This window comes from Pseudomonas fluorescens, from assembly GCF_902497995.1.
GTDB classification, from domain to species: Bacteria; Pseudomonadota; Gammaproteobacteria; order Pseudomonadales; family Pseudomonadaceae; genus Aquipseudomonas; species Aquipseudomonas fluorescens_BK.
Genome location: NZ_CABVII010000025.1, coordinates 1 through 13,674, shown reverse-complemented (window position 1 = coordinate 13,674; position 13,674 = coordinate 1). Strand labels below are relative to the sequence as shown.

Genomic DNA, 13,674 nt, shown 5'->3' with positions numbered 1-13,674 from the left:
CCTGCATGGCGTTACCACGGCTCAACTGAATAACAACAAACGGAGGCCCATCACCATGGCCAATCTGAAAATCAAGAACCTGCAAAAAGGCTTCGAAGGCTTTTCCATCATCAAGGGCATTGATCTGGAAGTGCGCGACAAGGAATTCGTGGTCTTCGTCGGCCCCTCGGGCTGCGGCAAATCCACCCTACTGCGGCTGATCGCCGGCCTGGAAGAAGTCAGCGGCGGCACCATCGAACTCGATGGCCGCGACATCACTGAAGTCAGCCCGGCCAAGCGCGACCTGGCCATGGTGTTCCAGACCTACGCCTTGTACCCGCACATGAGCGTGCGCAAGAACATGTCGTTCGCCCTCGACCTGGCCGGCGTGCCCAAAGCCGACGTCGAGAAAAAGGTCAACGACGCCGCGCGCATCCTCGAACTCGGGCCGATGCTCGAGCGCAAGCCCAAGCAACTCTCCGGCGGCCAACGGCAGCGCGTGGCCATCGGCCGGGCGATCGTGCGCAACCCGAAAATTTTCCTGTTCGACGAACCGCTGTCCAACCTCGACGCCGCCCTGCGGGCGCAGATGCGCCTGGAACTGTCGCGGCTGCACAAGGAACTGCAAGCGACCATGATCTACGTGACCCACGACCAGGTCGAAGCCATGACCCTGGCCGACAAAGTCGTCGTATTGAATGGCGGCAGGGTCGAACAGGTCGGCTCGCCGCTGGAGCTGTATCACCAGCCGGCCAACCTGTTCGTCGCCGGCTTCCTCGGCACGCCGAAGATGGGCTTGCTCAAGGGCAAGGTCACCCGCGTCGAAAACCAGAGCTGCGAAGTGCTGCTGGACGCCGGCACCCGCATCACCTTGCCGTTGAGCGGCGCCAGCCTGAGCGTCGGCGGCGCCGTGACCCTGGGCATCCGCCCGGAACACCTGGAGCTGGCGCAAACCGGCGACTGCAGCTTGCAGGTTACCGCCGACGTCAGCGAGCGCCTGGGCAGCGACACCTTCTGCCACGTCGTGGCCGCGTCCGGCGAGGCCCTGACCCTGCGCGTGCGCGGTGACCTGGCCAGCCGTTATGGCGAAACCCTGAGCCTGCACCTGAACGCCGCACACTGCCATTTATTCGATGCCGACGGCGTGGCGCTGACCCGTCCGTTGCGCGTTGCCGCCTGAATTCAGAGAGCCTGTGATGAAACTCAATAAACAGAATTTGCGTCACCTCGCCCCCGAGGTGGTCCTGCCCGCCTACACCCTGAGCGATACCCGCCAGGGCATCGCGCACATCGGCGTCGGTGGCTTCCACCGCGCGCATCAGGCGTATTACACCGACGCCTTGATGAACACCGGCAAGGATCTGGACTGGGCCATTTGCGGCGTTGGCCTGCGCGCCGAAGACCGTCGCGCCCGGGATGATCTGAAGGAGCAGGATTATCTGTTCACCCTGCTTGAGCTGGGCGATACCGACGACACCGAAGTCCGGGTGATCGGCGCGATCCGCGACATGCTGCTGGCCGAAGACGGTGCCCAGGCGCTGATCGACAAACTGGCAAGCCCCGAGATTCGCATCGTCTCGCTGACCATCACCGAAGGCGGCTACTGCATTGACGACAGCAACGGCGAATTCATGGCCCATTTGCCGCAGATCCAACATGACCTGGCCCATCCGGACGCACCGAAAACCGTGTTCGGCTTTCTCTGCGCCGCCCTGGTCAAACGCCGTGCCGCCGGCACGCCTGCATTCACCTTGATGTCCTGCGATAACCTGCCGCACAACGGCGCGGTCACCCGCAAGGCGCTCCTGGCGTTTGCTGCCCTGCGCGATACCGACCTGCGCGACTGGATCGACAGCCACGTCAGTTTTCCCAACGCCATGGTCGACCGCATCACGCCGATGACCAGCACTGATCATCGCCTGCGACTGGCCGACACACACGCCGTCGATGATGCCTGGCCGGTGGTTTGCGAACCCTTTGCGCAATGGGTGCTGGAAGACAGGTTCGTCAACGGGCGCCCGGCCTGGGAACAGGTCGGCGTGCAGTTTACCGACGACGTCACGCCTTACGAAGACATGAAGATCAAACTGCTCAACGGCAGCCACCTGGCCCTGACGTATCTGGGCTTCCTGAAGGGGTACCGCTTCGTTCACGAGGCCATGAACGACCCGCTGTTTGTCCGGTACATGCGTGCTTATATGGAGCTGGATGTGGCGCCGCAGTTGGCGCCGGTGCCGGGGATCGACCTGACCGAATACCAGAACACCCTGGTCGCGCGGTTCTCCAATCAGGCGATTGCCGATCAGCTGGAGCGCGTGTGTTCGGACGGCTCGTCGAAGTTTCCCAAGTTCACCGTGCCGACCATCAATCGCTTGATTGCCGATGGCCGCGAGACGAAGCGTGCGGCGTTGGTGGTGGCGGCCTGGGCCTTGTATTTGAAGGGTGTGGATGAGAATGGCGAAACGTACTCGATTGCGGATCCGCGTGGGGCGTTTTGTCAGGCATTGGTGGCCGATGATGCGTTGATCACCCAGCGGTTGTTGGCGGTTGAGGAGATTTTTGGTACGGCGATACCTCATTCGCCGGAGTTTGTCGCGGCGTTCGAGTGGTGCTGCAACAGCTTGCGGGATGTGGGTGTGACGCGGACGCTGGAGCGGGTGCTGGCGTAAATACGGCGGTGCAACTGAAGCCGTCTTCGCGAGCAAGCCCGCTCCCACAGGGATCAATGTCGTTCACAAATCTGTGTTCCACCCCGGACACTGTGGGAGCGGGCTTGCCCGCGATGGCTGACTGACAGACACCCTATATATTGAATGTGCACTGATATCGACCTGACGATCCAAGGATCTTCCATGGCAAACCAACAATTGTTCCTCGGCATCGACTGCGGCACCCAAGGCACCAAGGCCATCGTCCTCGACGCAATCAGCGGCGAGGTCCTCGGCCAGGGCGCCGCCACCCACAGTCTGATCAGTGGCGCCAATGGCCGTCGCGAGCAGGACCCGGCGCAATGGCTGGAAGCGCTCGCTTCGGCGACTCGCCAAGCGCTGATTGCGGCCAATGTCGACGGCCGGAACATCCTCGGCATCGGCGTCTGCGGCCAACAACACGGCTTGGTCCTGCTCGATGATCACGGCCAGGTGCTGCGCCCCGCCAAGCTCTGGTGCGACACCGAATCCACCCCGGAAAACGACCGCCTGCTGACCCATCTGGGCGGCGCAAGCGGCTCGCTGGAACGCCTCGGCGTGGTCATCGCCCCGGGCTACACGGTTTCAAAGCTGCTCTGGACCAAAGAACAGTACCCGGAAATTTTTTCCCGCATTGCCCGCATCCTGCTGCCCCACGATTACCTCAACTTCTGGCTCACCGGCCGCAGTTGCAGCGAGTATGGCGATGCTTCGGGCACCGGCTATTTCAACGTTCGCACCCGCCAGTGGGACTTGCAGCTGCTGCGCGACATCGACCCCACCGGCCGCCTTCAAGCCGCGTTGCCGGAGTTGATCGACGCCCACCAGGCCGTTGGCCCCCTTCTGCCGGGCATCGCCGAGCACCTGGGCATCAACCCCCGGGCATTGGTGTCCAGCGGCGGTGGCGACAACATGATGGGCGCCATCGGCACTGGCAACATCAAGCCCGGCGCAATCACCATGAGCCTCGGTTCCTCGGGAACGGTCTACGCCTATGCCGACCAGCCGAACATCAGCCCGGACGCCTCGGTCGCGACCTTCTGCTCCTCCAGCGGCGGCTGGCTGCCGCTGATCTGCACCATGAACCTGACCAATGCCACCGGGGTGATTCGCGAGTTGTTCGAGCTGGATATCGAGCGCTTCAACGCACTCGTCGCGCAAGCGCCGATCGGTGCCGAAGGCGTGTGCGTGCTGCCGTTTCTCAACGGTGAACGGGTGCCTGCCCTGCCCCATGCCACGGGCAGCCTGCTGGGACTGACCATGACCAACCTGACGCAGGCCAACCTGTGTCGCGCCGTGGTAGAGGGCACGACCTTCGGTTTGCGTTATGGGCTGGACCTGTTGCGCCGCAATGGCCTGCAAAGCCGCAGCATCTGCCTGACCGGCGGCGGCTCGAAAAGCCCGGTGTGGCGGCAGATGGTCGCGGACATCATGAACACCCCAGTGATCTGCACCGGGCAAAGCGAATCCGCGGCGCTGGGCGCTGCGATTCAGGCGGCGTGGTGCCAGTCCTGGGCAAACGGCCATGAACACAGCCTGGCAGACCTGTGCGAGCGCTGCGTGAAGCTTGATCCAGCCAGCGAAACCCTGCCGATCGCAGCCAATGTGGCAGCCTGTCAGCAGGCCTATGAACGCTATCAACAGCATGTCGCAACCCTTTAAACAGCGAACATGCAGCAAGACCGGAAACTGCCGACAGGTGGCACTTAGCCGGGTTAACCATCTCTTAACGCCGCGGTCCAAAGCTGTACTGGACCGCACGCCCTCAGATCTCTCTGATGCCCAGTGCGGCAGGTTCGACCCAAGGTCGAGCTGACTTTTCGCCTGCACTGGAGATCGTTCATGAACACGCGCACATTGTTGTCGACAGCCGCCCTCGCCTGCACCGCCTTTGCCGGTCTTGTTCAGGCCGACGATACGTCCTCCACCCAAGCCCCTGCGTACTACTACGGGATGCCATTGCACGTGGCCAGGGTGATCGCACTGACCGAGCCTTCGACCCCGTATTGCGAAGTCATCACAGCTGAAATGAAGTACATCGACACGTCAGGCAAACCTGCACAAATCACTTATCGAAAACTGTCCGACGCTTGCAGCATGCAAAGCTGACCAGTCGGGGGTTTCGCCCAGGACAGAGCATCGGCGAATGGCTCGATCGCCATGCCGGTCCGGGCATATTGCTTGCTTAGGGTTGAGCTGGCGCTGGGTATGGCTTTTCTCCAGACCCAGCGCGAGTCATGGAACCGTGAATTAAAGCGCTTTTCTGTCTGGATGCAGAGTCTGGACATCGGCCCTGTTTTGCATGTCCACACGCAATCCAGTAATCAGGTCGTTGATCTCCCGGCAGCCATTGAGCTGTTTGGCATTTATTCCGGTCACCATCAGATCGAGGTGATCGGTTTTACGATCGGAATACACTTTTACAGTCATCGACAGGTCCGGCGACAGCGTACATTGACAACGTTTCGGAAGAAAACTGCTTTCAATGATGTTTCGAAGTTCCAAGGCAGAAAGAAACATTACGACCCTCTCCTTTTGTGATAATGCAATCGAATGTCCACGTCGATCAGTGCCAAATCCCCGCTCAAGTTCCTTGCAGGCTTTTTCAAGGCCTCATCTGACGGGTTTCTGGTTTAACGCTGACTCAAATGAAAAGCCGGTCAGCTCAAGATCAGCTACAGCATAAAACATGCCGCGAATTTCGCCGTGCAGCTCATCGGTAAATTCAACGATATAACGGTACTGACAGCTGGCCTTTTCATGCAAAATGCAACAAAGGCCGATGGCGGCCCTGCAATTTGCAAGATCCCCGGCCATAACGTTGTAACGACGCTGACTCAGTATCCGCCGACCCCACGCACACGCAAGGCCCATCACGGGTTCTTTTTGACCTATATCACTACCGTCGGGCTGAATGTTGTCGACTGAAAAGTCATTGGTCCGATGAGCACGTTGCTTGCCAGACCGTCTTCGCCAAGGAGAGCGCTCGGCAACAGAGTAATCATCGCCGAATTCCTTCGGCCTCTGTAGGCTGACAATTGCACTCATCCAATCCCAAGGAAGGAAATCATGAAGCTGTCGCCTTGCCCCTCGTTGCCCTGATCGCCTTTGCCGGCTACACCCTTTCAGTGATGCTGCAGACCGAGCAATCGTTGATCGATTTCGGCATCAGCCTGATGTCGCGGCCCGATACTGCCCAAGTGGTGATCGACCTTTATCTATTGGCCACGCTTGCCGGCATCTGGATGTACAGGGATGTACGCAAGCGCGGGCGGTCAGGGTTAGCGGTGGTTCCGTATCTTATGATTACCGCAGTTTTTGTTTCCATTGGGCCGTTGTTGTATTTGGTGGTGCGTGGACTACAGGATCGGAAACAAGTCGCTATCGCCCATCAAAAGGTCTAATCCGGGCTCTGTGGTGCTGTTGAGATTGCCTTCGCGGGCAAGCCTCGCTCCTACAGGAGCCGCGTTTGCCAGCCGAATGGGGGCGACGCAAACCCTGTAGGAGCGAGGCTTGCCCGCGAAGGCGGCTAATGATCTTCACTTCAGGCCAACCTTGTACAGCACCCCGTCAGCCTCATCGGTCAATACATACAAATAGCCGTCCGGTCCCTGCCGCACATCGCGAATGCGCTTGTTCAGCTCACCCATCAGCCGTTCTTCGTGAACCACCTTGTCGCCGTCGAACTGCAGGCGAATCAGCTCCTGACTGACCAGCGCGCCGATAAACACGTTGTGTTGCCAGGCCTTGAAGCGATCGGCATCGTAGAACGCCATGCCGCTCAGGCCAGGGGATTTTTCCCAGACATGGTGTGGCGCGACGGTGCCTTCGGCGGTCTCGCCCTTGGCTTCCGGAATCGGCAGGCCGGAATAGTTGATGCCGTAGGTTGCCATCGGCCAGCCGTAATTCTTGCCACGCTCGATAATGTTGATCTCGTCGCCGCCCCGGGGGCCGTGTTCGTTTTCCCAGAGGACGCCGGTCCAGGGGTTGAGCGCCGCACCTTGTGAATTACGCTGGCCATAGGACCAGATCTCCGGGCGCACGCCGGCCTGACCGACAAAGGGGTTGTCGTCCGGCACCTGGCCGTCGGGATAGATCCGCACGACCTTGCCCTGCAACTTGTCAAGGTCCTGGGCCGTCGGCCGGTCGTTGTTCTCACCGAGGGTGATGAACAGATAACCGTCGCGGTCGAACACCAGGCGCGAACCAAAGTGGTTGCCGACCGAGAGTTTGGGCTCCTGGCGGAAGATCACCTTGAAGTTGTTGATTGTCTTCAGGTCTTGCGACAATTGTCCGCGGCCGACCGCTGTCCCGGCCTTGTCGCCCTTGCCACCCCCTTCGGCATAAGACAGATAGACCGTACGGTCTTGCTTGAAGTCGGGCGACAGCACCACATCCAGCAAGCCGCCCTGCCCCTTGGCCCAGACTTTCGGCACGCCGTCGAGCGGTGCCGAGAGCTTGCCGTCGGAACTGACCACTCGCAGGTTGCCGGGGCGTTCGGTCACCAGTATCCCTTGTCGATCGGGTAGAAATGCCAGCGCCCAGGGATGATCCAGTCCCTGGACGACCGGGGTCACCTCCAGGGTGCCCTGTTCGCTTTTCAGTTCTTCAGCGGACGCGGCGAAAGCCGGCGCGGTGATGGTGATCAATGCGCTGGCACAGAGTGTGACCAGGACGGTTGTACGCAACATGCACGATTCCTTTTGTCGTGAGAATGACTGGCAGGGCTTGCGTCTTGCCGCTCAACGGTTGCTGGTGCCTGCGTCTCGATGAGGCGGATTGGGTATGAATTTTGGTGGGCTGGCGGGAACCGATCGGTCCTGGGGATAGCGGTTGCCAATGCCGCCATTGTCCAGGGTCGGTGGTCGCGGCACGGGTACGGTATTGGGCCCGCGAATGATCGGAGCGCCAGGTTGGGTGCCCTGCATGCTGTTGGGGTTGGCCTGGCGGATCGGGCTGTTGTAGGGATTGCTTGAATTGCCCGTCGGACTCTGTGCCAGCATTAGTGATGAAGCGTCTGCCTGGGCCGGATGACTCAGCACACCACTCAATGCGAGCGCGGTGATGCCAAGCATTAATCGGTTCATCGGGAGGCCTCTGGAAGTAAGCGTGGATAAAGTCTTCGATAGCACGCTACGCCCGGGGTTCGCATTTGTTAATCAAAACCTCCCCGGCAAGATGTAACACCCTTTGACCGTACCGCTGATCCGCCCACGAGACGCGGCCCAAAGCGGCTGAAACTTTTGCGCCGGGCCACGGGTCACCTGATCATCACTTGGGAGAAGACGACGATGGCACGGGCAATCTGGAAAGGGGCAATCAGTTTCGGGCTGGTGCATATCCCGGTCGCGCTGGTCTCGGCGACGTCGTCCCAAGGGGTGGATTTCGACTGGCTCGACAGCCGGAGCATGGAGCCGGTCGGCTACAAGCGCGTGAACAAGGTCACCGGCAAGGAAGTTACCAAGGAGCACATCGTTAAAGGTGTGCAGTACGAAAAGGGTCGCTACGTGGTGCTCAGTGAAGAGGAGATCAAGTCGGCGCACCCGCTATCCACGCAAACGATCGACATCTTTTCCTTTGTCGACAGTGAACAGATTCCCCTGCAAAACATCGACACCCCCTATTACCTCGCACCCGATAAACGCGGCGGCAAGGTCTACGCGCTGCTACGCGAAACCCTCAGCAAAACCAACAAGGTCGCCCTCGCCCATGTGGTCTTGCATACTCGCCAGCACCTGGCCGCGCTGATGCCACTGGAGTCGGCCATGGTCCTGGTGATGCTGCGCTGGCCGGCCGAAGTGCGCAGTCTGGACACGCTCGAACTGGGCAGCGACGTCACCGATGCGAAGCTGGTCAAGGGCGAGCTGGACATGGCCAAACGGCTGGTTGAAGACATGAGCGCCGAGTGGAGCCCTGAGGACTATCGCGACAGCTTCGAAGACAAGATCATGGCGCTGGTGGAGAAAAAGGCCCATGAAGGGAAGATCGAGGATGTGGAAACGACGACCGGGGAAGAAGAGCGCAAGACTGCGGATGTGATTGATTTGACCGAGTTGCTCAAGCGTAGTTTGGGGGGTAAGGCGGCTGCCAAACCTGCAGGGAAAGCTAAATCGACCGACAAGCCGGCGCCGGCCAAAAAAACTTCAAAGCGTTCCAGTGGCTGATCGATCTCAGGGCATCCATGAGTTATGCGGTGTAAGTGCCGGCCCCTTCGCGAGCAAGCCCGCTCCCACATTGGTCCTGTGAACGACACAGATCAAATGTGGGAGCGGGCTTGCTCGCGAAGGCGTAATCAGTTGCAACACAACATTCAGATCAGCACAAAAACCGCCAGCAACCCGCCCAAAATCGCCCACTTCTCCAGGTAATAAAGCTTGCGATTGCGCTTCTTGAGCGCCTTTCCCCGCAGGCGAACCTTGTAGATTCTGCCGAACAGGCGGTTGATCCCCCCGGTTTTGTCGCCCACATCGTTCGGCGCGCCCGCCGCCGCCATCACATTGCGGCTGAACCAGCCATTGAACGCCGCTGCCCAGCGGTACTTCATCGGCCGCTCGATGTCGCAGAACAGAATAATGCGGTTTTGATCGGTGGTATTTTCGGCGTAATGAATGAAGGTCTCGTCGAACATGACCGCTTCACCGTCGCGCCAGTAGTAGTTCTCGCCATCGACGTTGATGTAGCAACCGGCATCGTTCGGCGTGTCCAGCCCCAGGTGATAACGATAAGAGCCGGCGTACGGATCGCGGTGGCGGACCAGCCTGGAGCCCGGCGGCAGCTCGGCGAACATCGCAGCCTTGATCGAGCCGATGCTCTGCACCAGTGCAGTGGTGCGCGGGCAGAGTTTCATCGCCGAAGGGTGGCTGTCGCCGTACCACTTCAGATAAAAGCGCTTCCAGCCTGTCTTGAAGAACGAGTTGAAGCCGACATCGTCGTACTGGTTCGAGCGCTTGATCTCACCGGCGCGGAGCAGGTGCAGGCCTTCGGCGCGAATGTCTTGCCAATGGGTCTGCAACGGACTCAAGTCAGGGAAATCGGCGGGGTCGAGATAAGGCCTGTTGGGGATTTTCGAGAACAGGTAAAGGAAGCAATTGACCGGTGCCAGAAACGTCGAGTGATCACTCAGCTGGCGGCCCAATTTGTGACGCACGCGTCCGCGCAGATGAACGTACGCAATCGATGCAACATAAATAACAGCAATGATGAGCTTCACGGAAATCGTCACACGTCAGAAGTGAACAAACTGCGCCCCCTGGATGCCTTGCGGCCAGGGGCCTTGTGCAGCGTCTGATTTCGAAACGGCGCTCCCGGTGGCGCGTCCCTGAGCGCATGCCGACTGTCGGCATAAGGATGAAAGATTGCATTTTATCCGCTGTTTGTAACCAGTTGTTAGTATTTAGCGGTGAAAATCTGTCCGCTGATGGCGTCAAAGCTGCCGTACGGTCTCAACGCCCTATCGTTTAAAGAGCCAGACCAGTACAATCGCCGCCAAACATTATGCGCCCCCCTTGGTTGATGACGGGAATGAACCCCGCCTCAGCGCACTTCGACTCGGGCCAAGCGCTCCTTATGCTGCTGTCCACTTATTGCCAGATGGACCTTCCGCTTCTGACCGGGATGAATTTGCCGTGGTCCGGATACCGGAAACGGGTACTGAATCGGTACTGCCGCAACCCTTGCTACTCTTAAAGCTTCGCAGGAAAAACCTTTGATCTCTACAGCTAACATCACGATGCAGTTCGGCGCCAAGCCGCTATTTGAAAACGTTTCGGTGAAATTTGGCGCGGGCAACCGTTATGGCCTGATCGGCGCCAACGGTTGCGGCAAATCGACCTTCATGAAAATCCTCGGTGGCGACCTCGAGCCGTCGGGCGGCCAGGTCATGCTGGAGCCGAACGTGCGCCTGGGTAAATTGCGCCAGGACCAGTTCGCCTACGAAGAATTCACCGTGATCGATACCGTGATCATGGGTCACGAAGAGCTGTGGAAGGTCAAGGCCGAGCGCGATCGCATCTACTCGCTGCCGGAAATGACCGAAGAAGACGGCATGGCCGTCGCCGAGCTGGAAACCGAGTTCGCCGAAATGGACGGCTACACCGCCGAATCCCGTGCCGGTGAACTGTTGCTGGGCCTGGGCATCGGCATCGAGCAGCATTTTGGCCCGATGAGCGAAGTGTCCCCAGGCTGGAAACTGCGCGTATTGCTGGCTCAGGCGCTGTTCTCCGATCCGGAAGTGCTGTTGCTCGACGAACCGACCAACCACCTGGACATCAACACCATCCGCTGGCTGGAAAATATCCTGACCCAGCGCTCCAGCCTGATGATCATCATCTCCCACGACCGTCACTTCCTGAACAGCGTGTGCACCCACATGGCTGACCTGGATTACGGCGAGCTGCGCCTGTTCCCGGGCAACTACGACGAGTACATGACCGTGGCGACCCAGTCCCGGGAGCAATTGCTGTCGGACAACGCCAAGAAGAAAGCGCAGATTTCGGAACTGCAATCGTTCGTCAGCCGCTTCTCGGCCAACGCCTCGAAAGCCAAGCAGGCCACTTCCCGCGCCAAGGCGATCGACAAGATCCAACTGGCCGAGGTCAAGCCTTCGAGCCGCGTGAGCCCGTTCATCCGCTTCGAACAAACCAAGAAGCTGCACCGTCAGGCGGTGATCGTCGAGCGCATGGCCAAAGGCTTCGACGGCAAGACACTGTTCAAGGACTTCAGCTTCGTTGTTGAAGCCGGCGAGCGCGTGGCGATCATCGGCCCGAACGGTATCGGTAAAACCACCCTGCTGCGCACCCTGGTCAACGAACTGACCCCGGATGCCGGCACCGTGAAGTGGACCGACGCCGCGGAACTGGGCTACTACGCCCAGGACCATGCGCACGACTTCGAAGACGACTGCAACCTGTTCGACTGGATGGGCCAATGGACCCAGGGCGGCGAGCAACTGGTTCGCGGCACCCTCGGCCGGATGCTGTTCTCCAACGACGAGATCCTCAAGTCGGTCAAGGTCATCTCCGGTGGTGAGCAGGGTCGCATGCTGTTCGGCAAGCTGATCCTGCAAAAGCCGAACGTGCTGATCATGGACGAACCGACCAACCACCTGGACATGGAATCGATCGAGGCGCTGAACCTGGCGCTGGAGAACTACCCGGGCACGCTGATCTTCGTCAGCCACGACCGTGAGTTCGTATCGTCCCTGGCCACCCGCATCATCGAGTTGAGCGCCAGCGGCGTGATCGACTTCAGCGGTACTTATGATGACTACCTGCGTAGCCAAGGGGTGGTGTTCTAAGGGCAGCTGTCAGGTTCAAGCTGCAAGTAAAAGCCCTGTCCTGGTGACGGGGCTTTTTGCATTTCATGGTCGATGATTTGCCGGTGCCGAGGGCCTCTTCGCGGGCAAGCCTCGCTCCTACAGGGCTTATGTCGTACACAAATCCTGTGCACGACTTAACCCCTGTAGGAGCGAGGCTTGCCCGCGAAGAGGCCAAGACAGCCAATGAAAATGCTGAAGACTCACCCCGGATCCCAATCAACATAGTTAGCCTGCTTTCTTTTATCCCACACCCGCGCCATGATGCAGTTCTCCTACCGCCGCCCGCGAACGAGCCCTCATGTCTGTGCAGCAACTGCCCCCGCAAAGCTCCATGGCGATCACTTTGCAGATCGTCTCCATCGTCTTCTATACCTTCATTGCCTTCCTGTGCATTGGCCTGCCGATCGCCGTTTTGCCAGGCTATGTGCACGAACAGCTGGGCTTCAGCGCCGTCGTGGCGGGATTGACCATCGGCTGCCAGTATCTCGCCACCCTGCTTAGCCGGCCCATGGCCGGGCGCATGTCGGACAGCATCGGCACCAAGCGGGCGATTGTTTACGGGCTATCGGGGATTGTGTTGAGCGGCGTGTTGACCCTGATTTCAACGCTACTGCAAGGGTTTCCCCTGCCGAGCCTGTTGATCCTGATTGCCGGCCGCTTGTTACTGGGGGTCGCCCAGGGTCTGATCGGCGTTGGCACCATCAGCTGGTGCATGGGCCTGGTGGGCGCTGAACACACTGCACGTTCGATATCCTGGAACGGCATCGCCTCCTACGGCGCCATCGCCATCGGTGCGCCGCTGGGGGTGCTGATGGTCGGTGAGCTGGGATTCGCCAGCCTGGGCATCGCGCTGTCACTGCTGGCGCTGGCGGCATTGCTGCTGATCCGCAACAAACCCTCGGTGCCGGTGATTCGCGGCGAGCGCCTGCCGTTCAAGGCGGTGTTCGGACGCATTGCGCCGTTCGGCGCGAGCCTGAGCCTGGCCTCCATCGGCTACGGAACCCTGACCACTTTTATCACCTTATATTACGTCAGCCGCGGCTGGGCTGGCGCGGCCTACTGCCTGACGGTGTTCGGCGTCTGTTTCATTCTGGCGCGGCTGTTGTTCATTTCCAGCATCGGCCGCTTTGGTGGATTCACCTCGGCTATCGTCTGCATGAGCATTGAAACCTTGGGCCTGGTGCTGCTGTGGCTTGCGCCCTCGACCACTTATGCGTTGATCGGCGCCGGGCTGGCCGGCTTTGGCTTGTCGCTGGTGTACCCGGCACTGGGTGTCGAGGCGATCAAGCAGGTGCCTACCTCAAGTCGCGGCGCGGGGTTGAGTGCCTATGCGGTGTTTTTCGATCTGGCGCTGGCGATTGCCGGGCCGTTGATGGGCGCAATCGCCTTGAACCTGGGGTACTCGTGGATTTTCTTTAGCGCGGCGCTGTTGTCGGTGATCGGCCTCGGTTTGACCCTGTTACTTAAACGCCGCGCAATGGCCTGACAAACGCGATCCCCTGTAATTGGATGGACTCGCCCACGCCGAGGCGTCAATGCGCCACGGTGGCAGTCTAAACAGCCATCGACAGCGAGGGCGAGTCCATGAAAAAGCATACTTCGATTGATCAATCATTGTCTTCTGCCGATTTGTCGGCCTGCACTACCGTGGCGGTCGACCTGGCCAAGCATGTTTTCCAGCTGGCCGGCGAA

The 13,674-nt window shown here is 59.7% G+C and carries 13 protein-coding genes; 8 read left to right on the top strand and 5 right to left on the bottom strand.

Annotation, left to right across the window (positions count from 1 at the left end):
- The first annotated feature begins 55 nt into the window (after positions 1–55).
- The 4 genes from F8N80_RS24735 to F8N80_RS24720 all read left to right on the top strand — a co-directional run bounded on the left by F8N80_RS24735 (position 56) and on the right by F8N80_RS24720 (position 4,775).
- A complete protein-coding gene (locus F8N80_RS24735; RefSeq protein ID WP_150784890.1) occupies positions 56–1,159 on the top strand; it encodes an ABC transporter ATP-binding protein in 1,104 nt (367 codons plus the stop codon).
- 16 nt (positions 1,160–1,175) lie between these two features.
- Entirely contained in the window at positions 1,176–2,648 is a 1,473-nt protein-coding gene (locus F8N80_RS24730) for a mannitol dehydrogenase family protein (protein ID WP_150784889.1), read from the top strand.
- A gap of 183 nt (positions 2,649–2,831) precedes the next feature.
- Positions 2,832–4,328 (top strand): xylulokinase, encoded by a 1,497-nt coding sequence (gene xylB / locus F8N80_RS24725; RefSeq protein WP_150784888.1) that lies wholly within the window; start codon positions 2,832–2,834, stop codon positions 4,326–4,328.
- A 180-nt stretch (positions 4,329–4,508) separates the two neighbouring features.
- A complete protein-coding gene (locus F8N80_RS24720; RefSeq protein ID WP_150745550.1) occupies positions 4,509–4,775 on the top strand; it encodes a DUF2790 domain-containing protein in 267 nt (88 codons plus the stop codon).
- Positions 4,776–4,916: 141 nt separating this feature from the next.
- Here F8N80_RS24720 and F8N80_RS24715 read toward each other — a convergent pair whose 3' ends face one another.
- Both F8N80_RS24715 and F8N80_RS24710 read right to left on the bottom strand, forming a co-directional pair.
- Positions 4,917–5,186 (bottom strand): DUF1652 domain-containing protein, encoded by a 270-nt coding sequence (locus tag F8N80_RS24715; RefSeq protein ID WP_150745551.1) that lies wholly within the window; start codon positions 5,184–5,186, stop codon positions 4,917–4,919.
- A 93-nt stretch (positions 5,187–5,279) separates the two neighbouring features.
- Complete coding sequence (locus F8N80_RS24710) at positions 5,280–5,714, bottom strand: hypothetical protein (RefSeq protein ID WP_150745552.1); 435 nt, start codon at positions 5,712–5,714, stop codon at positions 5,280–5,282.
- A gap of 83 nt (positions 5,715–5,797) precedes the next feature.
- Here F8N80_RS24710 and F8N80_RS24705 point away from each other — a divergent pair, with 83 nt between their 5' ends.
- The gene (locus F8N80_RS24705) at positions 5,798–6,070 is read left to right on the top strand and encodes a DUF2834 domain-containing protein (protein ID WP_224790760.1); all 273 of its coding nucleotides are present in this window, start codon (positions 5,798–5,800) and stop codon (positions 6,068–6,070) included.
- Between the two features lie 135 nt (positions 6,071–6,205).
- Here the strand turns inward: F8N80_RS24705 and F8N80_RS24700 are convergent, their stop codons facing one another.
- Positions 6,206–7,357: a PQQ-dependent sugar dehydrogenase gene (locus tag F8N80_RS24700; RefSeq protein ID WP_150784886.1), complete on the bottom strand. Its 1,152-nt coding sequence runs from the start codon at positions 7,355–7,357 to the stop codon at positions 6,206–6,208.
- A gap of 51 nt (positions 7,358–7,408) precedes the next feature.
- Positions 7,409–7,753 (bottom strand): hypothetical protein, encoded by a 345-nt coding sequence (locus F8N80_RS24695; protein ID WP_150784885.1) that lies wholly within the window; start codon positions 7,751–7,753, stop codon positions 7,409–7,411.
- Between the two features lie 204 nt (positions 7,754–7,957).
- Here F8N80_RS24695 and ku point away from each other — a divergent pair, with 204 nt between their 5' ends.
- A complete protein-coding gene (gene ku / locus F8N80_RS24690; protein ID WP_150745556.1) occupies positions 7,958–8,830 on the top strand; it encodes a non-homologous end joining protein Ku in 873 nt (290 codons plus the stop codon).
- A 146-nt stretch (positions 8,831–8,976) separates the two neighbouring features.
- Here the strand turns inward: ku and lpxO are convergent, their stop codons facing one another.
- On the bottom strand, positions 8,977–9,876 hold the full coding sequence (gene lpxO / locus F8N80_RS24680; RefSeq protein ID WP_150745558.1) for a lipid A hydroxylase LpxO: 900 nt from the start codon (positions 9,874–9,876) through the stop codon (positions 8,977–8,979).
- Between the two features lie 495 nt (positions 9,877–10,371).
- Here lpxO and F8N80_RS24675 point away from each other — a divergent pair, with 495 nt between their 5' ends.
- Together F8N80_RS24675 and F8N80_RS24670 are read left to right on the top strand one after the other, a co-directional pair.
- On the top strand, positions 10,372–11,961 hold the full coding sequence (locus F8N80_RS24675) for an ABC-F family ATPase (protein WP_150745559.1): 1,590 nt from the start codon (positions 10,372–10,374) through the stop codon (positions 11,959–11,961).
- A gap of 319 nt (positions 11,962–12,280) precedes the next feature.
- On the top strand, positions 12,281–13,468 hold the full coding sequence (locus tag F8N80_RS24670; protein ID WP_150745560.1) for an MFS transporter: 1,188 nt from the start codon (positions 12,281–12,283) through the stop codon (positions 13,466–13,468).
- Positions 13,469–13,674: the final 206 nt, after the last annotated feature.